The organism is Sphingomonas sp. HMP6 (genome assembly GCF_013374095.1).
Taxonomy (GTDB): Bacteria; Pseudomonadota; Alphaproteobacteria; order Sphingomonadales; family Sphingomonadaceae; genus Sphingomonas.
Genome location: NZ_AP022672.1, coordinates 1,476,259 through 1,499,965, shown reverse-complemented (window position 1 = coordinate 1,499,965; position 23,707 = coordinate 1,476,259). Strand labels below are relative to the sequence as shown.

26 protein-coding genes are annotated in these 23,707 nt (G+C 64.8%); 15 read left to right on the top strand and 11 right to left on the bottom strand.

The window, feature by feature from the left end; genetic code table 11:
* Positions 1–6 precede the first annotated feature (6 nt).
* Both HMP06_RS07480 and HMP06_RS07475 read left to right on the top strand, forming a co-directional pair.
* Complete coding sequence (locus HMP06_RS07480; RefSeq protein ID WP_176496529.1) at positions 7–255, top strand: hypothetical protein; 249 nt, start codon at positions 7–9, stop codon at positions 253–255.
* Positions 256–258: 3 nt separating this feature from the next.
* Positions 259–1,860 (top strand): carboxyl transferase domain-containing protein, encoded by a 1,602-nt coding sequence (locus HMP06_RS07475; protein WP_176496528.1) that lies wholly within the window; start codon positions 259–261, stop codon positions 1,858–1,860.
* A 17-nt stretch (positions 1,861–1,877) separates the two neighbouring features.
* Here HMP06_RS07475 and HMP06_RS07470 read toward each other — a convergent pair whose 3' ends face one another.
* On the bottom strand, positions 1,878–2,297 hold the full coding sequence (locus HMP06_RS07470) for an endonuclease domain-containing protein (protein WP_176496527.1): 420 nt from the start codon (positions 2,295–2,297) through the stop codon (positions 1,878–1,880).
* A gap of 98 nt (positions 2,298–2,395) precedes the next feature.
* Between HMP06_RS07470 and HMP06_RS07465 the strand changes: the two genes are divergently transcribed.
* The 4 genes from HMP06_RS07465 to HMP06_RS07450 are packed head-to-tail and all read left to right on the top strand — an operon-like array spanning position 2,396 to position 6,716.
* Positions 2,396–2,869 (top strand): nuclear transport factor 2 family protein, encoded by a 474-nt coding sequence (locus HMP06_RS07465; protein WP_176496526.1) that lies wholly within the window; start codon positions 2,396–2,398, stop codon positions 2,867–2,869.
* 41 nt (positions 2,870–2,910) lie between these two features.
* Complete coding sequence (locus HMP06_RS07460) at positions 2,911–3,519, top strand: lysophospholipid acyltransferase family protein (protein ID WP_176496525.1); 609 nt, start codon at positions 2,911–2,913, stop codon at positions 3,517–3,519.
* Between the two features lie 42 nt (positions 3,520–3,561).
* A complete protein-coding gene (locus HMP06_RS07455) occupies positions 3,562–5,517 on the top strand; it encodes an acetyl/propionyl/methylcrotonyl-CoA carboxylase subunit alpha (RefSeq protein WP_176496524.1) in 1,956 nt (651 codons plus the stop codon).
* Positions 5,514–6,716: a CaiB/BaiF CoA transferase family protein gene (locus HMP06_RS07450; protein WP_176496523.1), complete on the top strand. Its 1,203-nt coding sequence runs from the start codon at positions 5,514–5,516 to the stop codon at positions 6,714–6,716. The genes HMP06_RS07455 and HMP06_RS07450 overlap by 4 nt, the downstream gene beginning before the upstream one ends.
* Positions 6,717–6,894: 178 nt before the next feature.
* Here HMP06_RS07450 and HMP06_RS07445 read toward each other — a convergent pair whose 3' ends face one another.
* From HMP06_RS07445 to hflK, 4 genes are all read right to left on the bottom strand, one after another.
* Positions 6,895–8,562 carry a helicase HerA-like domain-containing protein gene (locus HMP06_RS07445; RefSeq protein ID WP_176496522.1) on the bottom strand — a complete coding sequence of 556 codons (1,668 nt, stop codon included), beginning with the start codon at positions 8,560–8,562 and terminating at the stop codon, positions 6,895–6,897.
* A 103-nt stretch (positions 8,563–8,665) separates the two neighbouring features.
* Positions 8,666–10,210: a Do family serine endopeptidase gene (locus HMP06_RS07440; RefSeq protein ID WP_176496521.1), complete on the bottom strand. Its 1,545-nt coding sequence runs from the start codon at positions 10,208–10,210 to the stop codon at positions 8,666–8,668.
* 111 nt (positions 10,211–10,321) lie between these two features.
* A complete protein-coding gene (gene hflC / locus HMP06_RS07435) occupies positions 10,322–11,185 on the bottom strand; it encodes a protease modulator HflC (RefSeq protein ID WP_176496520.1) in 864 nt (287 codons plus the stop codon).
* Positions 11,182–12,330, bottom strand: a complete 1,149-nt coding sequence (hflK, locus tag HMP06_RS07430) for a protease modulator HflK (protein WP_176496519.1) — start codon at positions 12,328–12,330, stop codon at positions 11,182–11,184. Before hflK ends, hflC begins: the two co-directional genes overlap by 4 nt.
* Before the next feature lie 70 nt (positions 12,331–12,400).
* Here hflK and HMP06_RS07425 point away from each other — a divergent pair, with 70 nt between their 5' ends.
* Genes HMP06_RS07425 through HMP06_RS07415 form a run of 3 tightly spaced genes read left to right on the top strand, consistent with a single transcriptional unit; the run spans position 12,401 to position 14,363 of the window.
* Positions 12,401–13,363 carry an Mrp/NBP35 family ATP-binding protein gene (locus HMP06_RS07425; RefSeq protein ID WP_176496518.1) on the top strand — a complete coding sequence of 321 codons (963 nt, stop codon included), beginning with the start codon at positions 12,401–12,403 and terminating at the stop codon, positions 13,361–13,363.
* The gene (locus tag HMP06_RS07420; RefSeq protein WP_176496517.1) at positions 13,363–13,791 is read left to right on the top strand and encodes a CoA-binding protein; all 429 of its coding nucleotides are present in this window, start codon (positions 13,363–13,365) and stop codon (positions 13,789–13,791) included. The genes HMP06_RS07425 and HMP06_RS07420 overlap by 1 nt, the downstream gene beginning before the upstream one ends.
* Before the next feature lie 8 nt (positions 13,792–13,799).
* Positions 13,800–14,363 (top strand): hypothetical protein, encoded by a 564-nt coding sequence (locus HMP06_RS07415; protein ID WP_232089909.1) that lies wholly within the window; start codon positions 13,800–13,802, stop codon positions 14,361–14,363.
* 123 nt (positions 14,364–14,486) lie between these two features.
* On the opposite strand, the gene HMP06_RS07410 is transcribed toward HMP06_RS07415, so the two are convergent.
* The 4 genes from HMP06_RS07410 to HMP06_RS07395 form a co-directional block, all read right to left on the bottom strand.
* Complete coding sequence (locus tag HMP06_RS07410) at positions 14,487–15,773, bottom strand: homoserine dehydrogenase (RefSeq protein WP_176496516.1); 1,287 nt, start codon at positions 15,771–15,773, stop codon at positions 14,487–14,489.
* A gap of 102 nt (positions 15,774–15,875) precedes the next feature.
* Positions 15,876–16,844, bottom strand: a complete 969-nt coding sequence (locus tag HMP06_RS07405; RefSeq protein ID WP_176496515.1) for an isopenicillin N synthase family dioxygenase — start codon at positions 16,842–16,844, stop codon at positions 15,876–15,878.
* Positions 16,845–16,928: 84 nt separating this feature from the next.
* Complete coding sequence (locus tag HMP06_RS07400; RefSeq protein WP_176496514.1) at positions 16,929–17,432, bottom strand: hypothetical protein; 504 nt, start codon at positions 17,430–17,432, stop codon at positions 16,929–16,931.
* A 64-nt stretch (positions 17,433–17,496) separates the two neighbouring features.
* Complete coding sequence (locus tag HMP06_RS07395) at positions 17,497–17,865, bottom strand: DUF3597 domain-containing protein (protein ID WP_176496513.1); 369 nt, start codon at positions 17,863–17,865, stop codon at positions 17,497–17,499.
* A 158-nt stretch (positions 17,866–18,023) separates the two neighbouring features.
* Between HMP06_RS07395 and HMP06_RS07390 the strand changes: the two genes are divergently transcribed.
* The 4 genes from HMP06_RS07390 to HMP06_RS07375 all read left to right on the top strand — a co-directional run bounded on the left by HMP06_RS07390 (position 18,024) and on the right by HMP06_RS07375 (position 21,151).
* Complete coding sequence (locus tag HMP06_RS07390; protein WP_232089908.1) at positions 18,024–19,229, top strand: multidrug effflux MFS transporter; 1,206 nt, start codon at positions 18,024–18,026, stop codon at positions 19,227–19,229.
* Between the two features lie 97 nt (positions 19,230–19,326).
* A complete protein-coding gene (locus tag HMP06_RS07385; RefSeq protein ID WP_176496511.1) occupies positions 19,327–19,686 on the top strand; it encodes a DNA primase in 360 nt (119 codons plus the stop codon).
* A gap of 260 nt (positions 19,687–19,946) precedes the next feature.
* Positions 19,947–20,381, top strand: a complete 435-nt coding sequence (locus HMP06_RS07380; RefSeq protein ID WP_176496510.1) for an ExbD/TolR family protein — start codon at positions 19,947–19,949, stop codon at positions 20,379–20,381.
* A 92-nt stretch (positions 20,382–20,473) separates the two neighbouring features.
* Positions 20,474–21,151 carry a hypothetical protein gene (locus HMP06_RS07375; RefSeq protein ID WP_176496509.1) on the top strand — a complete coding sequence of 226 codons (678 nt, stop codon included), beginning with the start codon at positions 20,474–20,476 and terminating at the stop codon, positions 21,149–21,151.
* Positions 21,152–21,222: 71 nt separating this feature from the next.
* Here the strand turns inward: HMP06_RS07375 and HMP06_RS07370 are convergent, their stop codons facing one another.
* Both HMP06_RS07370 and HMP06_RS07365 read right to left on the bottom strand, forming a co-directional pair.
* A complete protein-coding gene (locus HMP06_RS07370; RefSeq protein ID WP_232089907.1) occupies positions 21,223–21,363 on the bottom strand; it encodes a hypothetical protein in 141 nt (46 codons plus the stop codon).
* Positions 21,364–21,483: 120 nt separating this feature from the next.
* On the bottom strand, positions 21,484–21,663 hold the full coding sequence (locus tag HMP06_RS07365; protein ID WP_176496507.1) for a hypothetical protein: 180 nt from the start codon (positions 21,661–21,663) through the stop codon (positions 21,484–21,486).
* A 58-nt stretch (positions 21,664–21,721) separates the two neighbouring features.
* On the opposite strand from HMP06_RS07365, the gene HMP06_RS07360 reads away from it, so the two are divergent.
* Positions 21,722–22,432: a Crp/Fnr family transcriptional regulator gene (locus HMP06_RS07360; RefSeq protein WP_232089906.1), complete on the top strand. Its 711-nt coding sequence runs from the start codon at positions 21,722–21,724 to the stop codon at positions 22,430–22,432.
* A gap of 483 nt (positions 22,433–22,915) precedes the next feature.
* Complete coding sequence (locus HMP06_RS07355) at positions 22,916–23,668, top strand: TlyA family RNA methyltransferase (RefSeq protein ID WP_176496506.1); 753 nt, start codon at positions 22,916–22,918, stop codon at positions 23,666–23,668.
* Positions 23,669–23,707 lie beyond the last annotated feature (39 nt).

Here is a 23,707-nt window from a genome sequence, read left to right as displayed (position 1 = left end):
TGGGGGATGATCGGCTTGGCGGCAATGATATTCGCGTTCTTTTTTGGCATGCGCACTGAGAGGCTTGGCTTACGCCCGTTCCTGATTGTCGCCGTTGTCGCAATTGGTTTGGCTTATGCGTCAATGGCGGTGATGAAAGTTCCGGTGGGCGTAGCCTACGTCTATCAGGCCCTCTTTCAGTTGGTTGTCATGGGCGCTCTCTTTGCGATTGGTTATTTCGTTGGACGCAGGACGAACCGTGACAAACTTGATTAAATTATGACAGCCCCGATCCTTACCTCCGCGCTCTCCCCCGAGAGCGAAACCTTCCGCGCCAATGCCGCGCACAACCGCGCGCTGGTGGAGCACCTCCGCGCCGATGTCGCGCAGGCTGCGCTCGGCGGAAATGAGAAGAGCCGCGAACGCCACACCGCGCGCGGCAAGCTCCTTCCGCGTGAGCGGGTGGAGCGGTTGCTCGATCCAGGCTCGCCGTTTCTTGAGATCGGGCAACTCGTGGCCAACGGGCTGTACGATGATGATGTGCCCGGTGCTGGCGTGATCGCCGGGATCGGGCGCGTCTCGGGGCGGCAGTGCATGATCGTGTGCAACGATGCGACCGTGAAGGGCGGCACCTATTATCCGCTGACCGTCAAGAAGCACCTCCGCGCGCAGGAGATTGCCGAGGCGAACATGCTGCCGTGCATCTACCTCGTCGACAGCGGCGGGGCGAATTTGCCGCATCAGGCCGAAGTCTTCCCCGATCGCGACCATTTCGGGCGGATCTTCTTCAACCAGGCGAATATGAGCGCCAAGGGCATCCCGCAGATCGCGTGCGTGATGGGGTCGTGTACTGCGGGCGGCGCGTACGTGCCCGCCATGTCCGACGAGACGATCATCGTGCGCGGGCAGGGGACGATCTTCCTCGCCGGCCCGCCGCTGGTGAAGGCCGCGACGGGCGAAGTGATTTCCGCCGAGGAACTCGGCGGCGCGGACACGCACGGGCGCAAATCGGGCGTGGTCGATCATGTGGCGGAGAATGATGAGCACGCGCTGACGATCGTGCGCGATATCGTCTCGACCTTGCAGCCGCAGGTGCAGGCGCCGGTGAACCTCAAAGAGCCGCGCCCGCCGAAATTCGATGCCGAGGAATTGTACGGCGTGGTGCCGAGCGACGTGCGCGCGCCGTATGACGTGCACGAGATCATCGCGCGGCTGGTCGACGGGTCGGAGTTTCACGAGTTCAAGGCGCTCTACGGCACATCGCTGGTGTGTGGCTTTGCGCACATCTGGGGCATTCCGGTCGCGATCCTCGCCAATAATGGCGTGCTGTTCAGCGAGAGCGCGCAGAAGGGCGCGCATTTCATCGAACTGGCGTGCCAGCGGCGAATTCCGTTGCTGTTCCTGCAGAACATCTCGGGCTTCATGGTCGGTGGCCGCTATGAGGCCGAAGGCATCGCCAAGCATGGCGCGAAGCTCGTCACGGCGGTTGCGACCGCAAGCGTGCCCAAGATCACCGTGCTGATCGGTGGCAGCTTCGGGGCGGGCAATTACGGCATGTGCGGGCGGGCCTATTCGCCGCGTTTCCTGTTTAGCTGGCCCAACAGCCGCATCTCGGTGATGGGCGGGGAGCAGGCGGCGTCGGTGCTGGCCACCGTCCACCGCGATGCCGACTCCTGGAGCGAAGAACAGGCCGAGTTCTTCAAGGCCCCGATCCGCCAGAAATATGAGGACGAAGGCAACCCGTGGTACGCCACCGCGCGGCTGTGGGACGATGGGATCATCGACCCGGCGCAGACCCGCGATGTGCTCGGGCTGGCGTTCGCGGCAACGCTCAATGCGCCGATCCCGGAGCGGCCGAGCTTCGGGGTGTTCCGGATGTGAGGGAGGCCAGCGCCTGCCTAACATTCCTCCCCGAGCGCGTCTCGGGGAGGGGGACCGTCCGACGCAGCCGGATGGTGGAGGGGTGCACGCTCGCCTGCGCGCAGGGCGATGAGACGGAGAACCCCGTCCAGATGTCTCAGAACATCAACCGCCGGAATACGAAGGGTGACAATGCCGCGTTCGGCCATCCAGGCGTCGCGCGCGGCATCCCGCGTTGGTCTGTCTCCCCTGCTATGCGCCTCGCCGTCGACCTCGACGCAAAGCTTGGCCGCGTCGCAATAGAAGTCGAGCGAATAGTCGCCCGCCGCGTGTTGCTTTCGCCAATTATGACCAGCGCCGCGGCGGCGCAGCTGCTGCCAGAGCAACACCTCGGGCAGCGTCAGTTCATGGCGCAATTGGCGCGATCGGTGCCAAGCTTTGCCGGTTCCCCTGATCATCGTGCTTGCTCCCCCAAGCGCCGCGCCAACCCCTCCACCATGCTTCGCATGGTCCCCCTCCCCGAGACAAGCTCGGGGAGGAATTAGAAAGAAGGCTCATGCCCCTGATCCTCGCCCTCCTCGCCCAAATCACGCCCGTCCAGCCGATGCCCAAAGGCACCGGCCTTCCCCCGCCCGCCAGCGAGGAAGGGCAGGTGATGGCCCCGGTCAACGCCGTTTTTGCCGCGATCGCCGCAAGCGATGGGGAGCGGCTGCGGCCGATGGTGCGCGCCGATGGCAATCTGACGGTCGCGACCGAGGCGACGGATGGCACGCGGAAAATCGTCCACCGCTCGATGAACGAGTTCATCACGGGCCTGAAACCCGGCGGGCCGCGGCTCGAGGAACGGCTGTACAATCCCGCGATCGAAATCGACGGCGACGTCGCGTTCGTGTGGGGCCGCTACACCTTCTACATCGACGGCAAGCTGCACCATTGCGGGTTCGATCTGTTCGATCTGGTGCGCGAAGACGGTGCTTGGAAGATCGCCAACATCACCTATTCCAGCCGCACGACCGGCTGCGAAGCCTGAACGCCGACCCGCACAGCCGGGCAACCGCCGGGAGGGGCGCAATGTATCAGGATCCACCACCGGCGCTCATGTCGCGGCTGCTGCGCCGCCTGTTGCTCTGGTACTTCCGCTCGCGCGGCTGGACGATTGTGGGTGCGGCGCCCGCCGACCGGCGCTGCGTCATCATCGCGGTGCCGCACACCTCGAACTGGGATTTCATCAATTATCTCGGCGTCATCGACGGGCTGGGCATCAAGGCGCATTTCATGGCGAAGCGCAGCCTGTTCCGCTGGCCGCTCAACCGCTTCATGACCGACATGGGCGGCGTGTCGGTCGATCAGGCGGGCGGCAAGAACTATGTCGACGCGATGGTCGCCGAGTTCGCACGGAGGAAAGAATTCATGCTGACGATCGCGCCCGAGGGGACGCGCGGCGCGGTCAAGCAATGGCGCACCGGCTTCTATCACATCGCGGTCGCGGCGGGCGTGCCGATCGTGTGCGGGATGATGGATTATGACAAGAAAACCGGCGGGCTTGGCCGTGCGATCATGCCGACGGGCGATTATGCCGCCGACATGAAGCTGATCTTCGAAGCGTATCGCAACGTGCGGCCCCGCCACCCCGAACGCGCGATCACCGATCTGTCGGTGATGACCGCGGGCAAGCAATGATGCCCGATTTGCGCCGATCCTGTTTCCATTTAGGCAGTAGCGATGACTGATACCAAGCCGATCACTTCCCTGCTGATTGCCAATCGTGGCGAGATTGCGTGCCGCATCATCCGCACTGCGCGGGCGATGGGGATTCGCACGGTCGCGGTGTATTCGGATGCCGATGCCAAGGCGCTGCACGTGCGGCAGGCGGATGAAGCGGTGCATATTGGACCGTCCCCGGCGCGCGAGAGCTATCTGGTGGGGGAGAAGATCATCGCCGCCGCGTTGGCGACGGGGGCTGAGGCGATCCATCCGGGTTACGGCTTCCTCTCCGAGAATGCCGATTTCGCGCAAAGCGTGATCGATGCCGGGATTATCTGGGTAGGGCCGAACCCCGACAGCATCCGCGCGATGGGGCTGAAGGATGCCGCCAAGGAGCGCATGATCGCGGCGGGCGTGCCGGTGACGCCGGGCTATCTCGGTGCCGACCAGTCGCCCGATCGGCTCGCGGCGGAGGCGGCGGCGGTCGGCTATCCGGTGCTGATCAAGGCGGTCGCGGGCGGCGGCGGCAAGGGGATGCGACGGGTCGATGATCCCGCCGAGTTCGCCGACGCGCTCGTCTCGTGCCAGCGTGAGGCGGCATCCTCGTTCGGCAATACGCAAGTGCTGATCGAGAAGTACATTCTCTCGCCCCGCCACATCGAGGTGCAGGTGTTCGGCGACAGCCATGGCAATGTCGTCCATCTGTTCGAACGCGATTGCTCGCTCCAGCGCCGCCATCAGAAAGTGATCGAGGAAGCCCCCGCGCCGGGCATGGACCCCGCCACGCGGGAGGCGATCTGCGCGGCGGCGGTGAAGGCGGCGCGAGCCGTGGATTATGTCGGCGCGGGCACGATCGAGTTTATCGCCGATGCGAGCGAAGGCCTGCGCGCCGACCGCATCTGGTTCATGGAAATGAACACGCGGTTGCAGGTGGAGCATCCGGTGACCGAGGAGATCACCGGCGTCGATCTGGTCGAATGGCAATTGCGCGTGGCGAGCGGGGAGGTTTTGCCGAAGCGGCAGGAGGAGCTGAGCATCAATGGCTGGGCGATGGAGGCGCGGCTGTATGCGGAGAACCCATTGACTGGTTTTCTACCTTCCACTGGCCGCCTCGACCGCTTTTATCTGCCGAATACGATTCGTTCGACACGCTGGCGCGACCCTGTTCGGGGAGCGACGTTCGAGAACGATTATCCTGGCACAGGACGGATCGAGACGGGCGTCGCAGAGGATGGCGAAGTTTCTCCCTTCTACGATCCCATGATCGCCAAGATCATCTGTCACAGCGAGACTCGCCGGGAGGCGGCGCTGGGTCTCGCTCATCTAGTCGGCGACGCGGAGATTTGGCCGCTCCGTACCAATGCGACGTTTCTACATGCGCTGCTGGTTCAGCCGGACTTCACTTGTGGCAACGTCCACACGGGTTTCATCGAACAGCATCACGACGAGGTCGTGTTCGACATGGCCCCCCCGCCGCAATGGCTGCTCGATCCGGTAGTGGAAATACTTGCAAAAATAGGCGACGCAGCGACACCTGTCGGCTTTCGTTTAAATGCGCCCGCACGCAAGACGATTCGAGTGATGGATCGCGGTACTGAATTTGTCGGCAATCTTGATAGCGGCACGACGTACGATCAACGTGCTCATCCTGTCGTTACGGCGTCCGACACTGGCGTGTTCGCCACCCTCCAAGGGACGACGTGGCAGTTCGAAATTCCGCGCTTCTCCGGAACCAGCACTGGCACCGCCGCCGACGGCGCGATCCTCTCGCCAATGCCCGGCCGGATCATCGCGGTCGCGGTGGCTACAGGAGACAGCGTCACCAAGGGCCAGAAGCTCGTCACGCTTGAGGCGATGAAGATGGAGCATTCGCTCGTCGCGCCGTTCGATGGGACCGTGGCCGAACTGAGCGCCGTCGAAGGCGGGCAGGTTCAGGAAGGCGTCGTGCTGGTGCGGCTCGATAAGAGCGCATGACGGGCGCGCTATCCGGCATCAAGGTGCTCGATCTGTCGCGCGTGCTCGCCGGGCCGTGGGCGACGCAGATGCTGGGGGATCTGGGCGCGGAGGTGCTCAAGATCGAGCAGCCGGGGCAGGGCGACGATACGCGCCGCTGGGGCCCTCCGGTTTTGGCCGATGATTCAGGCGATTCGGCCTATTTCCTGTGCGCCAATCGCAACAAACGCTCGCTCGCGATCGATCTCGCGCGGCCCGCCGGTGCCGACCTGATCCGCCGTCTCGCCGCGCAGAGCGATGTCGTGGTCGAGAATTTCCGCGTCGGCGGACTCGCCAAATACGGGCTCGATTATGCGAGCCTCGCGGCGATCAACCCGCGCCTCGTCTATTGTTCGATCACCGGCTTCGGGCAGGACGGGCCGTACGCGCAAAAGGGGGGCTATGATTTCCTGATCCAGGCGATGGGCGGGCTGATGAGCGTCACCGGTGACGCCGACGGCGCACCGATGAAAGTCGGCGTGCCGATCGTCGATCTGTTCACCGGCACCTATGCGACCGTCGCGATCCTCGCAGCACTGCGCCACCGTGATGCGACGGGTGAGGGGCAGCATGTGGATTGCGCGCTGCTCGATACGCAGCTGGCGATGATGTCGAACCAGGCGTCGAACTATTTGAACGGTGGCGCGGTGCCGCGGCGGCTGGGCAACGACCACCCCAACATCGTGCCGTATCGCGATTATGTCTGTGCCGATGGAGGGATCGTCGTGGCGCTGGGGAATGACCGGCAGTTTCGTGATTTCATGGCGATCCTCGGACTGTCGGAAGTGGCGGCGGAGGTGCGTTTTGCGAGCGTCGCGTTGCGGAGTGCGAACCGGGCGGCGCTTCACGCGCACATCGCGCCTGCGGTTGCGACGTGGCGCGCGGATGACCTGATCGCGGCGATGGAGGCGGCGAAGCTGCCCGCCGGAAAGGTGCAGGGGGTGCCAGAGATATTGGCGGACGCCCACGTCGCGCATCGCGAGACGGTTCAGGATATGGCGCGCGAGGATGGCACGGCGATGCGGGTTGTGGGATTTCCGGCGAAGTTGTCGGTGACGCCGGCCGAGTATCGGACTGCGCCGCCGAGGGCGGGGGTTGATACGCGGGCGGCGCTAAGCGAGGCGCTGGGGTTGTCCGTGGATGAACTCGAGGCGCTTGCGGCGGCGGGGGTCATCGCCTGACCTCCACCTTCGCGCTCCACCCCTTTTGCTCCACCCCGGCGAAGGCCGGGGCCCAGTTGCGCAGGGAGAGGTAACGGAGGGCAGCCCTCTCTGACTTCAGTTTCGCAACTCGGCCCCGGCCTACGCCGGGGTGGAGCCTGCAAGGGTTGGCGCTCAAATATGGAGCGCTTTCTGACCCTCAGCGCCCCTTGAACAATCCCCCAAGCACCCCGCGCACCAGCCCGCCAATGATGCCGGCCCCCGCCCCACGCGAAGATCCGAACACCGCCTTCGACACTTCGTTCGCGACCTGACGCCCGACCGCCGACGAAGCCGAGCGAGTGGCCGAGGTGATCGCGCGGTTCCAGGGGGAGTTGGCGGCGGCCTTGGCTTCGGCGGCGACCTGGCGCTCGGCGAGCTTGGCTTGACGCTCAGCCTCGCGCTCTGCCGCCACGCGCTCGCGTTCGGCGGCCTTGGCGGCGACCGCGTCGGTCTTGGCTTGCGCTGCGGCGGCTTTGTCGGCTTCGGTCTTGGCCTTCACCTCGGCGGCAGCGGCGCTCGCTTCCTGCGCCTTGCCCGCCAGGATTTCCTCGGCCGAGTGGCGGTCAATCAGCGTGTCGTATTTGCTGCCGACCGGATCGGTCTGGATCATCACCCCGCGCTCGACCGGGGTGACCGGGCCGACGCGCGAGCACGGCGGCGCGATCAGCGTGCGCTCGACCGGCGAGGGCGATCCGTCGGGCAGCAGCAGCGACACCAAAGCCTCGCCGACCTTCAGCTCGGTGATCGCGGTTTCGACATTCACGCCGGGGTTGGCGCGGAACGTCGTCGCCGCCGATTTCACCGCTGCCTGATCGCGCGGGGTGAAGGCGCGCAGCGCGTGCTGCACGCGGTTGCCGAGCTGCCCGGCAACGGTATCGGGAATGTCGATCGGGTTCTGGGTAATGAAATAGATGCCGACGCCCTTCGAGCGGATCAGCCGGACGACTTGCTCGATCTTCTCGAGCAATGCCTTGGGCGCATTGTCGAACAGCAAATGCGCTTCGTCGAAGAAGAAGCAGAGCTTGGGCTTGTCCGGATCGCCGACCTCGGGGAGGTTCTCGAACAATTCGCTCATCAGCCACAGCAGGAACGTCGCGTAAAGCTTTGGCGATGCTATCAATTTATCGGCGGCGAGCACATTGACGATGCCGCGGCCCTTGTCATCCAGCCCGATGAAATCGTCCATGTCGAGCGCGGGTTCGCCGAAGAAATGCTCGCCGCCCTGGCTGCGCAGTTGCAGCAGCGACCGCTGGATCGTGCCGATCGACTGCTTTGACACATTGCCATAGGTCAGCGTCAGCTCCTCGGCGCGTTCGCCACAGCTCACCAGCATCGCCTGCAGATCGTCGAGATCGAGCAGCAGCAGCCCGTCCTTGTCGGCGACGTGGAAGGCGATCGTCAGCACGCCTTCCTGCACTTCGTTGAGGTCCATCAACCGAGACAGCAGCAGCGGCCCCATTTCGGAAATGGTGGTGCGGATAGGGTGGCCTTGTTCGCCGTACAGGTCCCAGAATTGCACCGGCGTATCGGCATAAGCCCACGCCTCGTCCCCGACTTCCTTGGCGCGCGCGGCGAAAATCTCGTGGTTCTTGGCGGTGGGGGAGCCGGCCATGGCCAGACCCGACAGATCGCCCTTCACGTCGGCGACGAAGCACGGCACGCCTGCGGCGGAGAAGCCTTCGATAATGCCCTGAACGGTGACGGTCTTGCCGGTGCCGGTCGCGCCCGCGATCAGGCCGTGGCGATTGGCGCGCTTGAGTTCGAGGCGCTGCGGGTTCGCGCCGCCGGGGCCTGCGCCAATGAAGATGCTCGTCGTGTCGGTCATGTCGCCCCCGGGAAGATCGCTGCACGATCTATCGCGCGAAACCCCAGGCGGAGGAACAAAAAAATCCCTCCCCCGCGCGTGGGCGTGGGGGAGGGGAATGCACTTACTTCTTCAGCTTGATGCCGATGAAATAGGCCGGGTTGCGGCCGCGAACGATCTGCAGCGCGACTTGCGCGCGGCCCGCCGCCTTGGCCTGCGTGATGGCTGCACCCAGGGCCGCCGCCGTGCCCACGGGAATGCCGTTGACTGAGACAATCACGTCGCCCCGCTTCAGGCCTTTCGATCCCGCGTCGCTCGACGAATCGACATTGGCGATGACGACACCCTGCACCGAGGAATCGACGTTGAAATTCCGCGCGATCTGCGGAGTCAGCGTTTGCACCGTCACACCGAGCGCGTTGGCAGCCGGTTGGCCGACCGACGGCGTATCGCCGTTATCGCCCATTTCGCTGCTGTCATCGGGATTGGTCAAGGCGGCGAGTTGATCCTCGGACGGACGCGTGCCGATGACGGCGTTGATCGTCATCGGACGGCCCTGCCGCACAATGTCCAGCGGAATGCGTGACCCCGGCGTCACGTTAGCCACCAGATAGCTGAGCGATTGATCTGGCGTCACCGGCTTGCCGTTAACCCGCAGCACGATATCGCCTGCCCTCAAACCGGCCTTGTCGGCGGCTTGACCGGGTTCGATCCGACCGACCAATTCGCCCTGATTCTTTGGCAGCCCGAACGAGCCGGCGAGATCGTCGCTGAGCGGCTGAACGCCGACGCCGAGATAGCCGCGCGCGATCGTCGTGCCTTTCATCAGCTTTTCAATAACCGGCTTTGCGTCGACGGCCGGAATCGCAAAGCCGATGCCGATGCTGCCGCCGCCCTGACTGCCCAGGATCTGCGAATTGATGCCGATGACATTGCCCGACAGATCGAACATCGGGCCACCCGAATTGCCCTGATTGATCGCCGCGTCGGTCTGGATGAAGCGGTCATAGGCGCCGCCGCCGGTGACGCGGTGGAGCGAGGAGACGATGCCTGCGGTCACGGTACCGCCAAGGCCGAACGGGTTGCCGATCGCGACGACCCAGTCACCGACGCGCGCCGCTTCCGAATCGCCGAACTTCACGAACGGCAAATTCTTCGCGTCGATCTTCAGCAAAGCGAGGTCCGATGTTGGATCGCGTCCGATCAGCTTGGCGACATACTCCTTGCGATCGACCAGCGTGACGGTGATCGAATCGACCGTCGCGCCCTTTACCCCGGCCGCAGGCGCGACAACGTGGTTGTTGGTGACGACATAGCCGTCAGGCGAGATGATGAAGCCCGAACCGAGCGAGGTCGCCTCGCGCGTGACGGGGCCGCCATTGCCCTGACCCTGTTGTTGGCCGAACATGCCCTCAAAGGGCGTGCCGGCGAAGGGGTTGGGCTGCGCTTGTTGCGTGATGCGCTGGTTGGTCGAGATGTTGACCACGGCCGGCTGCAATTTTGACACGAGATCGGCAAAGCTCATCGGCGCGCCGGGTTTAGGCGCGGTCGCGGCCATCACCGTGGGTTCGTTTTGCGCAGTCTGCGCTCCCCCAACTGTGGGGAGGGCGATGGCGGCGGCAGTGCCGCTCAGCAACAGGGCGGCGGTAATGGCGTAGGCGTAGCGCACGTGGATCGTTTCCTCTCGTCTACCAACTGGCAGCAACCCCGTCGTTGATACGCATGGTTGCTGAACGGCGTTTGAATATGAACGGTTCGACAGCCTTATAGGGGCCGCGGATCAACGCCGCCCCTGGAATTCCTTCAGATACGCATTGTCGGGCGACAGGACCAAGCTTGTCTGACCCTTGCCCTCTTGGGCGAAGGTGAAGCGATAGGATTGCATCGCCCGGTAGAAATCATAGAAATCCGGGTCCTTGTTAAAGGCGTCGGCGTAGATTTGCGCAGCCTTTGCGTCGGCTTGTGCACTGATGATCTGCGCGGTTTGCTGCCCCTGCGCCTGGATCGTCAGCGCTTGCTGCTGGCGTGCGGTGCGCATCCGAGTGAGCGCGCTATCGAACGGCGTGCCGCTCGGCAAATCGGCATGCTTGATCCGCACGTCGACGATTTGGACGCCATATTGCGAGGCGAGGCGCTGAAGCCCGGCGCGGATATTGCCCATGACCTGGGTGCGTTCGGGGCTGAGCAAAGCGGCGAACGGACGCTTGCTGAGCTCGTTACGGAGTGCCGAGCTGAACAGCGGTCGCAGCTGGTCCTTCACGCGCTGTTCGGTGGTCGATGTGCTCCCGGTCGAGATGACGGCCTTCAGCGGGTCAACGATGCGGAAACGGGCATAGGCGTCTACCTCGAGCCGGTTCTGCTCGGTTGAGAGAACTTGCTGATTATCGAGTTCGACGTCGAGGATCCGCTTGTCGACCCAGATTAGCCGATCGAAGAACGGGATGCGCCAGGTGAGGCCGGCACCAGTGCGGCCGAACACTTCATTGGGCTTATATTCGTTGATCGTGCGTACCGGCGTTTGGAGCCGCAGGACGACCGCCTGGCGTGTTTCGGGTACGATCGCGAACGTGCTCGCCGCCAGGATCAGCAGCAGGAGCGCGGCGATGCCGAGGGCAATTGGATTGCGGAAGACGGCGCTGTTCACTGGGCTGCTCCCTGGCTTTGCATAACGGGGGCGACGGGTACCGCATCGGGAACGCTGCGCGTCACGCGCGGCAGCGGCAGATATGGGACCACCCCGGGGGCTTCGATGATGGTCTTATCCGATTTGGACAGCACTTGCTCCATCGTGTCGTAATACATGCGGCGGCGCGTCACTTCGGGTGCGAGCTTATATTGCGCGTAGATCACGTCGAACGCGGCGGCCTCACCCTGTGCCTTGGCGAGGACCTGCTGCGCATAGCCGCGCGCCTTGCTGATGTCGCCCTGCGCCTTTTGTTGCGCGGCCGACACTTCCTTGAAGGCATCGGCGACTTGCGCAGGAGCCTGCGCGCCCTTGATCGCGACGCCTTGAATGCGGATGCCGGCATTATAGCGATCGAGGATTTCCTGCATCGATTGCTGGACTTGCGCCTCCATCGCGTTGCGGCCCGAGCCGATCGCATCGTCGAGCGTCGCGGTGGCGACGACGGCACGCATCGCGCTCTGTGCGGTCGCGCGCAGCGTTTCGCGCGGATCGTCGATCTGGAAGGCGAAGTCCTGCGGGTTCGAAATCTGCCAGCGTACCGAATAATCGAGATCGACGATGTTCTGGTCGCTGGTCAGCATCAATTTGTCGGTCGGCGATTCGGTGCCGGTATCGTCGGGAAAGGTGTCGGTATTGATCGCTGCAACATCGACCTTTGCCACATCGACGAAGGGGGCGGGCAGAGTGAAGCGAATACCGGGTTCGAGCGTACCCGAATAGCGGCCCAACGTCGTGACGACGCCGCGCTGTTGCGGGCCGATCGAATGGAAGCTGGAAAGGCCGATCCAACCGACCAGCACCAAGCCGACGCCGATCGCCCATAATTGCCCTGCGCCCGGCGCGCCGGGGATGCGTGGGCGGCCGCCGCTGCCAAAACCGCCACCGCCACCGCCGGTATTGCGCGCGCGCTTCAGGAATTCGTCGAGGGCGCTCGGGCCTGCGCCAGTGCTGCGCGGCTTGCCTGCGGGCGGTTGCGCCCAGGGGTTGCGGGCACCGCCCGATTTATCGTCGTCGCCGCCTCCACTGCCGCCGCCGCCCCAGGGGCCCTTGCTGTCTGTGGTGTGAATGGTGAGGCGAGGGAACCAGCCCGAAAGGATCGTCATAGACCCACTATAGGGAAGCCGATGCGCGAAAAACAGTGGCAAGCGTGTCCGCTGCGCCTATCTGCGCACGATGAATATGCCGATTTCACTCGAATCCACCCTCGCTGGCGTCGCCGGGACCCGCGCGACCGGCCGAATCGAGGCGGGACGCGCGAGTATCGTCGTGGACGTCAGTGGCCTGGACGAGACCGCGCGTGATACGCTGGAGGCTGCGGTCCACGCGGCGGTGAGCGCGCTGCCAGACGTCGCTACGGTGCGCATCGCGCTGACCAGCCAGCGCACTGCCCGCGTCGTGCTGGCGGTGGCGAGCGGGAAGGGCGGGGTCGGGAAATCCACGGTGTCCGCCAATCTTGCGATCGCGCTGGCGCGCGGCGGGCGGCGCGTCGGGCTGGTCGACGCCGATATCTATGGCCCGTCGCAGCCGCGCCTGATGGGCGTGAGCGACGCCAAGCCGACTGCGCATAACAAGGTGCTCAACCCCGTACCGACCCCGTACGGCGTGCCGCTTCTGTCGATGGGAATGCTCGTCGCCGCCGATCAGGCGATCGCCTGGCGCGGACCAATGGCGGCGGGCGCGCTGACGCAAATGATGGATGCGAATTGGGGCGCGGCCGATACGCTGGTGCTCGATTTGCCGCCGGGGACCGGCGACGTGCAACTCACGATGGTGCAGAAATACCGCCCGACCGGCGCGGTGATCGTGTCCACCCCGCAGGATCTCGCGCTGATCGATGCACGCCGCGCGATCGATCTGTTCGTCAAGGCCGGCATCCCGATCATCGGCCTGATCGAGAATATGGCGGGCTATGCCTGTCCGTCGTGCGGCGAGATTTCCGATCCGTTCGGCACCGGTGGGGCCGAGGCGGCGGCGGCGGAACTTGGCCTGCCGTTTCTCGGGCGGATCCCGCTCGATATCCGCGTGCGCATTGCCTCGGACGCGGGCACGCCGCCCGCCGCCGGGAACGGGCCGGAGGGCGCGGCGTTTCAGGGCGTGGCGGACAAGGTTGCCGCGTGGATCAAAGGAAACGCCTGATGCCGCTCGCCAGCGATGCAGAGATCAAGACGCTGCTTGAGGAAGTGCGCACGATCGCGCTCATCGGCGCGTCGGATCGGCCCGACCGGCCTTCGAACCGCGTGATGCGCAGTCTGCAGGAGCATGGCTACCGCGTGATCCCGATCAACCCGCAAATCACCGGTGAGCATCTCCACGGCGAATTCGTCTTTCGCGACCTCAGCCAGATCGGTGGTCCGATCGATCTGGTCGACATTTTTCGCAATTCCGCTGCCGCTGGCGATGCGGTCGATGAGGCGATTGCGGCGGGCGCGAAGGCAGTGTGGCTGCAGCTCGGCGTCGTCAACGAAGCCGCCGCCGCGCGCGCCGAGGCGGCGGGTTTGAAGGTTGTGATGGACCGCTGCCCGGCGATCGAAATTCCCCGGCTGGGTGTTGCGCCGATCGCCTGAAATCGGCCATGATGACAGCGGAGGTTAGCCCCATGATCCTGCTGTTCCTCGCCGCGCAAGCCGCTTCTGCCCAGTCGGCTCCGGCCGTCGAGCCTGCCCCGACGCGTTTCTCGATTCTCGAACCGGTCGGCACCGAACCGTGCGTGAAGCGCGGCAAGGACGGCAAGGCGCTGAACGGCCCGGACGATATCGTCGTGTGCGGAAAGCCGCTGCCCTCGCAGGCGCTGCCCTATCCCAACGAAGCCGTGCCCAAGGGGCCGGTGCCGTCGAACCCGTACATGACCGGGACGGGAGCGCTCGCGGCGGAGGCGACGCCCTGCGCCGGCATGAGTGGCGGATGCCAGACCGGAATCGATTTCTTCGGCGGCGGCACACAAGTTGTGCGGCTGATCCAGAAAGTGGTCGCGCCCGATTCGTGTTGCGAGCGGCCGGGCGAGGCGAGCGACCTCGGCATGTTGATCACCGATGCCGCGAAGGGCGTCGGCAAGGCGTTCCGCAAGAAGCCCGACAAATCCAAGCGCGTCGCAATCGCGCTCGACGCGCCGCCGCCGACGGGGACGATCCTGCCCTGAATCAAGGGTTCCCAAAAATCCGCTCGGGCTGAGCCTGTCGAAGCCCAGCGCGCAGCAGACAACGTCGGACGTTTGGCGCGCAGCGCTTCGACAAGCTCAGGGCGAACGGGTTGGGGTAAGATGCTATCCCAGAATATGCATCCAAAGCGGCTGCCCAATCAGGCTCTGCGATCCGCGCAGTCGTTCGAGCGCCTGCGCGACGCTGCGCTCCGGCCCTTCGTGCGTGACGATCGCGACCAGCACCGATCCGTCCGCGTGCGCGCCGCGCTGCATCAGGCTTTCGATCGAGACCCCGGCATCGCGCATCGCTGCGGCGATTTCCGCGAGCACCCCGACGCGGTCGGCGACGGTGAAGCGCACATAAGCGCGCCCGCGCCGGTCGCCGGTATCGGCGGGGGCTTGCTCGACCAGCGAATCGGCAGGCATCGCGAAGGCGGGGCCAAATTCGCCGCGTGCGATGTCGATCAGATCGGCGACGACAGCGGAGGCGGTCGGCCCGTCGCCGGCACCCGGCCCCTGGAATAACAGACGCCCGACGAAATTGCCTTCCGCGACCACCGCATTGGTGGCGCCGGTGACGTGCGCGAGCGGGTGATCGACCGGGACGAGGTGCGGATGGACGCGCTGGAACAGCCCGGCCGGGCCCGATTCTGCGAGCCCCAGCAGCCGCACGCGGTAGCCCAGCGACGCCGCCTCGGCGATGTCGGCGGCAAGCACGTGACGGATGCCGTTCGCCGCGACATCGGCAAAGGCGGGCTGCGTCCCGAAGGCGAGGCTCGCCAGCAGCGACAATTTATGCGCGGCATCGATCCCGTCGATGTCGAAGGTCGGGTCGGCCTCGGCAAAGCCCAGCGCCTGCGCCTCGGCCAGCACGTCGGCAAAGTCGCGGCCTTCCGCCTCCATCTTCGACAGGATGAAATTGCACGTCCCGTTCAGGATGCCGTAGACGCGCTCGATCTCGTTCGCCGCCGCCCCCTCGCGCAGGCCCTTGATGACGGGCACGCCGCCTGCGACCGCCGCCTCGAACTTCAGAGCGACGCTCGCGGCTTCGGCGGCGCGCGCAAGCTCGAGCCCGTGATGCGCCAGCATCGCCTTGTTGGCGGTGACGAAGCTCTTCCCCGCCGCCAGCGTCGCGCGGGCTAGCGCGAGGGCAGGGCCGTCGGACCCGCCGACCAACTCAACCACCACATCGGCATCGACGTTGGCCAGCGCCGTCGTGTCATCGATCCATGCGAAGCGCGTCATATCGACGCCGCGATCCTTCGACCGGTCGCGCGCCGAAACCGCGACGATCTCGATCGGCCGCCCCGCGCGCCGCGCGATCAATGCGCCATTGGTGTCGAGCAAGCGGATCACGCCGCCGCCGACGGTGCCGAGCCCGGCGAGCGCGATGCGTAGCGGTTTGGTCATTCGCTTCCTTCCGTCACCCCGGCCTCGTGCCGGGGTCCACCAATCAACGAGCGCTTCGCTAGCGGAGGATTGGACCCCGGCACAAGGCCGGGGTGACGTGATTTACGCCTTTACCAGCCCGATCTCGACCAATCGCTCGTGCAGATAATCATGCGCCGTGATCGGCGTCGTATAGCGGTTGGGCCGCTCCGCTGTGATGGTCGAGGGCAGCGTCTCGATCAGGAAATCGGGCGCGGGGTGGAGGAAGAACGGCATCGAGTAACGCGAATGGCCACGGCGCTCGGGCGGCGGGTTGACGACGCGGTGCGTGGTCGAGGGCAGGACGTGGTTGGTCAGCCGCTGCAGCATGTCGCCGACATTGACGACCATCGCGCCCTCGGGCGGCTTGATCGCGAGCCATTCGCCATTCTTGTCGAGCAGTTCGAGCCCGGCTTCCTCGGCCCCGAGCAGCAGCGTGATGAGGTTGATGTCCTCATGCGCCCCGGCGCGCACGCCCGGTGCATCGGCGGGAATCGGAGGGTAATGCAGCAGCCGCAGCACCGAATTGCCGTCGCGCACGGCATGATCGAACCAGTCGGGTGCCAGCCCAAGGTGCCGCGCGATCGCCGACAGCAAGCGGTCGCCCGCGGTGTCCAACGCGGCGAACAGCTCGATGAAGGTCTCCTGGAAACCCTCGGGCTGATCGGGCCAGACATTCGGCGACATCTGCGCTTCGAAGCGGTGGCCCTTGGCGAGCTCACGCCCGACGTGCCAGAATTCCTTCAGATCGACATGCGTCGCGCCCTTGGCGATTTCGGTCTTGAACGGGGTGTAACCGCGTGCGCCGCCACCGCCGGGCGCGAAATAGGCGCGCTTGGTGTCCTCGGGCAGCGCGAAGAAAGCTTCGGTCATCGCCCAGGCGCGCGCGATCAGATCGGCGGGGACGCCATGATCCGAGATGACCGCGAAACCGAAGCGTTCGAACGATCCGCCGAGGGCGGCGGCAAAGGCGGCGGGATCGGCGGCTTCGTCGTTGAGCGAGAGCGGCGGCACTTGCGCGGCCTGCGAAGGGGCGGTGGCGATATCGAGCATGATGGTACGTCCGTTACGCTGGGAAAGCGCCGTGATACCGCCAAATGTCACCAACGCCCACCCCTGGCCGCACGTCTGTCCTGATCATTCGACCGTGATGACGCCGTTCGAGTTCCCCGGCCCGTCGGGCGTAAGGTCAAGCGTGAAGGGCTTGCTCTCGTCGGTCTTGCCGGTCAGCCCATTGCCCTTGTCGCTCAGCGTGAAGCCCGCAGCGCTCAATTTGCCCTTGAACCATGCGCGCACCGCCGCCGGTGCGGCCGGGCTGCTGAAGGCGACGCGAACGCGTCCCTCATCCTTCTCGCCGCCCTTGTCGCGCACATCGACGTTCATGCTGCTGATGGTCGAGCCGGGATAGAGATGCACGCCATTCATCTCGAAATTGTCGGCGTCGAGCTTGAGCTTTGGCAGCGTCACCTTGCCCTTGAAGAAGGGCGTGTCGATCACCGCTTCGCCGTTGCCGTCGATGCTGGCACCGGCGGCATTGCCGTCCGAACTCGAACTGTTGATCGAGAAAGACGAAACCTCCTTGCCATCGCCGCACGCCGCGAGCGAGACTAAGACCAAAGCACAAAGCGTGGGGCGAAGCATGGCGAGCCTTTCGTGTAGCATAAATATAATACACTAAAGGCTCGCCGCTGCTTTCGTCAAGGCATTATGAGGCGAGGTTCGCCATCACGTGCTTGTGCAGCCAGACGTTCATCGTCGCGCTGTCGTCGGTATCGCCGTCATAGCCGAGTTCCTTGGCGAGCGACGTGCGGTTCTCGCGGCTTGGGTCGAGATCGAGCACCTTCATCAGATCGACGATCGAGGTCTGCCAATTGAGCGGCTGGCCCTTTTCGGCGGCCTTTTGCGTCAGGATCGCGGTGACGTCGGTCGGGGCTTTCGGCGCCACCGGCGCGGCTACAGGCGCGGCCGCGGCTGCTGTAGTTGCGGGCGCTGCTGCCTGGGGCGCCGGTGCTGCGGCAGCGGCCGCGGGTTGCTTACCCCAGATCGCATCCTTGATCATGCCGAATACGCTCATCGTAAATTCCTCTCCTGATGGAAACCACAGAATGGTCCGCGAACAAGACCGTTCCGTGACAGTTGTGACAGGCGCCCATTGAGGTGCAAGTTTTGCGGGGTGACCTCGGCGGCAGGGTGGGGCATTGGCACGCGATGTCTGCCTCCGATCATCCCCCCATGCAGGATTCGCCGCCGATCCGGTTGGTCGAATTCGTGCCGCTGATCGCCGCGTTAATGTCGCTCGGCGCGCTCGGCATCGATACGATGCTGCCGGCCTTGCCCGACATCGCGCGGCGGCTGGGCGTTGATGCGATTCGCCAGGGTCCATTGATTCTGACGGTATTTGTTGTCGGGCTTGGCATCGGGCAGTTGATCCACGGCCCGCTGACCGATCGTTTCGGGCGGCGTCCGGTCCTGATCTGCGGGTTGATCGGCTACATTGTCGGCAATCTGCTGGCCGGACTGGCGGGGAGCTTCACGCTGTTGCTGATCGCCCGCTTCGCGAGTGGTCTTGCGATTGCGGCGAGCCGCGTCGTGACGATCGCGCTGATCCGCGATTGTTTTTCGGGCCGCGCGATGGCGCAAGTCACCAGCCTTGCTTTCATGGTGTTCATGGCGGTGCCGATCGTCGCGCCGAGCATTGGGCAGGGCATCCTGTTGGTCGGATCATGGCGGCTGATCTTCGAAGTGATCGCGGGCGGCGGGGTTTTGTGCCTGATCTGGTTCGCGGCGCGCATGCCCGAAACGCTGAAACCCGAAAATCGCTTGCCGCTGTCGATCCGCGCGACGTGGGCAGGCTGGCGCGAGACGGCGGCGGATCGCTATTCGCTCGGCTACACCCTCGCCGCAATGGTGTGCCAGGGTGCGATCTTCGGCTATCTCTCCTCGATCCAGCCGATCATGGCGCAAGTGTTCCGCCAGCCGGCCTGGCTTGGCGGGGTGTTCGCGGCGTCGGCGGGCACGATGGCGGCGGCGAATTTGCTCAATTCGCGGATCGTGATGCGCGTCGGGATGCGGCGCATTTCGCAGATCGCGCTGGTGGTGATGATCGTGTCGTCGTCGACCGGGCTGATCGTCGGGCGGCTAGGCGCTGAACCGCTGATCGTGTTCGTGGTCGTCCAAGCGATCACCATGGCGTGTTTCGGCCTCGCCACCTCCAACATGTCAGCGATGGCGATGGAGAATATGGGCGGGATCGCCGGGACCGCGTCGAGCGTGCAGGGCTTTGTCGGCATCACCTTCGGCGCGGTGATCGGCTGGGCGATCGGGCGCAGTTTCGATGGGACCACCGGCCCGATGCACGCCGGTTTCCTCATCGCCGGCCTGTTCGGTCTTTTGATTGCGGCAATCGTCGAACGCGGACGGCTGTTTCGTCCAAGCTGAGCGCAATTCTTGAGGGCGGTCGGGAACCGAAGGGGTCGATCGCGGTTCGATCGTCATGCCGCCCAGTGCAAGAAACCCGGCGGCCGGGAGACAGATGATGAGCATCGGTGGACATCAGATTCCGGGCGTCGGCACCGGCGATGACGGCTTTGACGAGGAAGGCTATGACGAGAGCCAGCGCGCTGAAATCCTCGAGGTTACGCGCGACGGGCCGAGCGACGGCACGCTGCTGACCGATCTCGCGCCCGACATCGCATCCGAGAATGACGACGACGATGATGATGATGAACTCGACATGGAAGACGACGATCTCGGCGAGGAGGATGATGACCTCGACAGCGAGAAGGACACCGACGAGGATGACCAGGACGAAGACGATGTTCAGGACGAGCTCGACGACGACAGTGTCGAGGATGACGAATTGAACGACCGCGACGACGCTGCACTCCGTCCCTAGTCGGCGCGGCGGCCGGGTTGCCCCGGCCGCCACGCACTGGGCAGGCTCCCCACGCCGGGGAAGTGCGCCATACCGCGCTCGATCCGCGTTTCTAATGCTCTATCGACACCCCTGCTTACTCTGCGCGCTATAGCCGCGCCGAGCGCTCCTCCAACGCAATCGCGGTGCTGCGCGAGGGGGAGAAACGGACCTGGAAATACGACCCTTGCTCAACCGAGAGAGTATGATACGCTGTATCATCACCTGACGGGAGATAGCCAATGCGTGCTCGGTCCTTCGCCCCCACTTATGTTCGTCAGCCTGAACCGATGATGTCGTTGAATATGACGCCGTTGATCGACGTGCTGCTCGTCTTGATCGTGATGATGATCCTGACCGTCCCGATCATGACGCATAAGGTGCCGATCGACCTGCCGCAGGCCGGACCGACCAATCCCGGCCCGCACACCGTCCACCGGCTCGACCTCGCGGCGGACGGGCGGCTGGCGTGGGATGGCGTGGCGATTGCCGACGGGGCGCTTCCCGCCCGGCTCGCGGCGCTGAAGAACGAAGTGGACGCCGACTTGCACATCGCCGCCAATGCCGACGCGCGTTATGAGCGCTTCGATCAGACGCTTGCGACGATCAAGCTGGCGGGCATCACGCGGCTCGGCTTTGTCGGCAACGAGCGCTTCGCGCGCTTCGACGCGCGCTGACCCGCACTGCAGATTGCAGGGAACGGGCCGCAGAGCGCATCGTTGAGGCATTTCGATCCGTACCACGTTCCATTTCCGGCGAGTAGCATATCATGCCGCGTATCCCGTTCCTGTTCGTTCCCCTGCTGTTCGTCGCGGCATGCTCACCCGAGGTTGCGACTCCTAACAGCGCGGTCGATATCAACATGGCTGCGGTGCAGGCGCAGGATGCGGTCGATGCCTATGGGGCCAATAACGCGGACGCTGCGCCCGTCGAAATTGCCGAGCCCGACGCGCCGCGAGACGATGAAAATGCAGCGGGCAATGCGCTCGCACCGCTTGATCCGCCGGCACCCGGCACGCCCGGCGGTTTGCCCGACGACCGGACGCCTCTGTCCGAAGCGGCCTTCACACCCGACAGTGCGCAGGGTGCCGCCAATGTCGTGCAATCCTATTACGCGCTGATCGGCGAGGGCAAATATCGGGAAGCCTTCGCGTTGCGCGACGGCAGTGCGGCCGGGCCAAAGACTGCCGAAGCTTTCGCCGCCGACTTTGCGCGCTACAGCGAGTATCACGCCAATGTCGGTGGACCCAGCGCGATCGATGCCGGCGCGGGTCAGCGCAATGTCACCGTGCCGGTGCAGGTCTATGCGCGCTTGAAGCACGGCAAGGCGCCGGTTTATCAGATCGGCGCCGTCACCCTGCACCGTACCGACGTCGATGGCGCGAGCGCGGAACAACGGACGTGGCATATCCGTACCGTCGCGCTAAAGGACGGCCCCAAGCGCTAGGTCGGCTGCGTTGCTAGGGTTTGGCGCGTTTCTGTGCCTGGTCGGCGCGGCGGCGTTCCTGTTCAGCGGCGTCACTCACCCTTCATGACATTGGCGAGCAGCTCGAGATCGGCACTGTTTACCGCGACGCCCGTCGCATCGGTGTCGGCTGGGCTGACCATCGTATTGGTCGTCGTGGCGGGCGGCCCGAAGCCGACAGTGTCCTCCGCCATCCACAGAATTCCCGCGGCCCATAGCAAAGCGGACCAGCGACTGAGGAAGAGTTTTCGGAACGGCACGCCATTATGGCTATCATGGCCATGTTAAGGTTCCCCTGCGTGTCATGCTGAACGCTACGGGGATTCTGCCTCAGGCTCGCTTTCGGCGAGATCCGCCGCTTTCGTCATGCGCTGCGCGGATTGTCGCGCCGCGTCAGGAGTCAGCGAGGTGGCCAGGCCATCAGGACCGTCCAGCACGACAACGCCATGCTCGGCAGCGGCGCAGATGGGCGTATCATGCTGTATTTTGGCCATTTTTAGTCTCCCACTGGACAGAACGTGATGCCGATGCGCATGTTCCGAGCGGGGAGTAATGATGTATACCAGCCTTTTCCTGAAGACCCACCGCACCCCCGTTTTGGAGGCGGCGGAAGTGACTGCGCTTGAATCTGCCGTTGGCCGCACCGCGACATTCGCCGCGCGGCAGATCATGGTCCGGCAGCAGGTTCCGTTGACGCAATGCACCTTGCTGCTCGAAGGCTTTGTCGAGCGCTATCGCGACACGCCCGAGGGGCGGCGGCAGATTCTGGCGATCCATGTTCCCGGCGATTTCGTCGATTTGCACTCCTATCCGCTCAAACGGCTCGAACATTCGGTCGCGGCGCTGACGGACGTGAAGGTGGCGTTCTTTCCGCACGTCGCGATCCGTGCGCTGACCGAGCAGTCGGCGACGCTCACCGAACTGCTATGGCGGTCGACGCTGATCGACGCCGCGATCAATCGTGAATGGATCGTCTCGGTCGGCGCGCGCAGCGCGGTGGTCCGGCTCGCGCATCTCTTTTGCGAAATGTATGTTCGGCTCGAGCGGATCGGCATGGCACCGGATCGCACCTTCGCGCTTCCGCTGACACAGGTCGATCTGTCGGATGCGACCGGCCTGACCGCGGTCCATGCCAACCGCATGCTGCGGCAGCTCCGCGAACAGGGCCTTGTCGCGTTTCGGCACGGCGAGGTCGAAATTCTCGATTGGGATGGTCTGCGTGCGTTTGCGGACTTCGACCCGGCCTATCTGTTCTTCGACTGAGCCGCCCTGCGGAAGTTTAGCTAAAGTTAGGCGTACATCGTATTCTCGCGGGTGGCCCGGCCGGGCTGCCATGCCGTTGCGATGTAGGACATACGTGGACGCTCCCGACGCTCAGCCCGGCAGAAAGGCTCCCCAAAAATCCTTACCAAGGGGCGCGAAATAGGGTGGAGAGACGTGACCGCCCGTGCTCTAGGGGGACGCCGCGCGGTCACGCCTCCCGCCTCCAAATTTATTCCTACCTAATCGATAGGCAATGCCCTTGCGGCAAGCGGAATGCGGCGTGCGACGATCCGAAACGGCCGGTTCCACTGGTCGCAAATGGGGCCGGATCGGGCGCTGCCAGGGTGCTGCGACTCAGGGGCAGTGCTGCTGCGACAGCAGGAGCCCAAGGCCGCAGGGCCCGCTTTCTTCACTCTGGGCTCATCCCTGCGCGGGAGCACATGGGGCTTGCACTCCGCGCCCGCTTCGCGTTGGAAGCTGCGCATGGCCAAGATTCGCGTTGACCAACTCCTCGTCGACCGCGGTCTCGTTGAAAGCCGCACGCGTGCGCAGGCGCTGATCATGGCCGGGCTGGTGTTCGCGGGCACGCGCAAGATCGATAAGCCGGGGCAAGCGATCGCCGACGATGTCGTGCTCGACGTGCGCGGGCGCGATCATCCATGGGTGTCGCGCGGCGGAATCAAGCTGGCGCACGGTCTCGACGCTACGGGCTGGGACGTGACTGGTCTGGTCGCGATCGATGTCGGCTCCTCGACCGGCGGGTTCACCGACGTGCTGCTTCAGCGCGGTGCGGGGCGTGTCTATGCGGTCGACAGCGGCACCAATCAGCTTGCGTGGAAACTGCGGCAGGATGACCGAGTCGTCGTGCTCGAACAAACCAGCGCACGTATCCTGACCGATGCGCATATCCTCGAGCCGGTTGACCTCATCGTGTGCGACGCGAGCTTCATCGGCCTCACCAAGGTGCTCGAACGCCCGATCACTTTCGCCAAGCCCGCCGCGCGCCTGCTTGCGCTGATCAAGCCGCAATTCGAGGCGGGCCGCAGCGAAGTCGGCAAGGGCGGCGTGGTGCGCGATCCCGCAATCCACGCGCGCGTCTGCGAAGAGGTCTCGGCCTGGATCGTGGCGCAGGGGTGGCGCATCGACACGCTGGTTGAAAGTCCGATCACCGGCCCCGAGGGGAATATCGAATTTCTCATCGCCGCAACGCGGGACAATGTCCCGCTGGCCGCTTGAAAATAACCGACCACGGCGCGGCGTCTTGCCATATAGTGC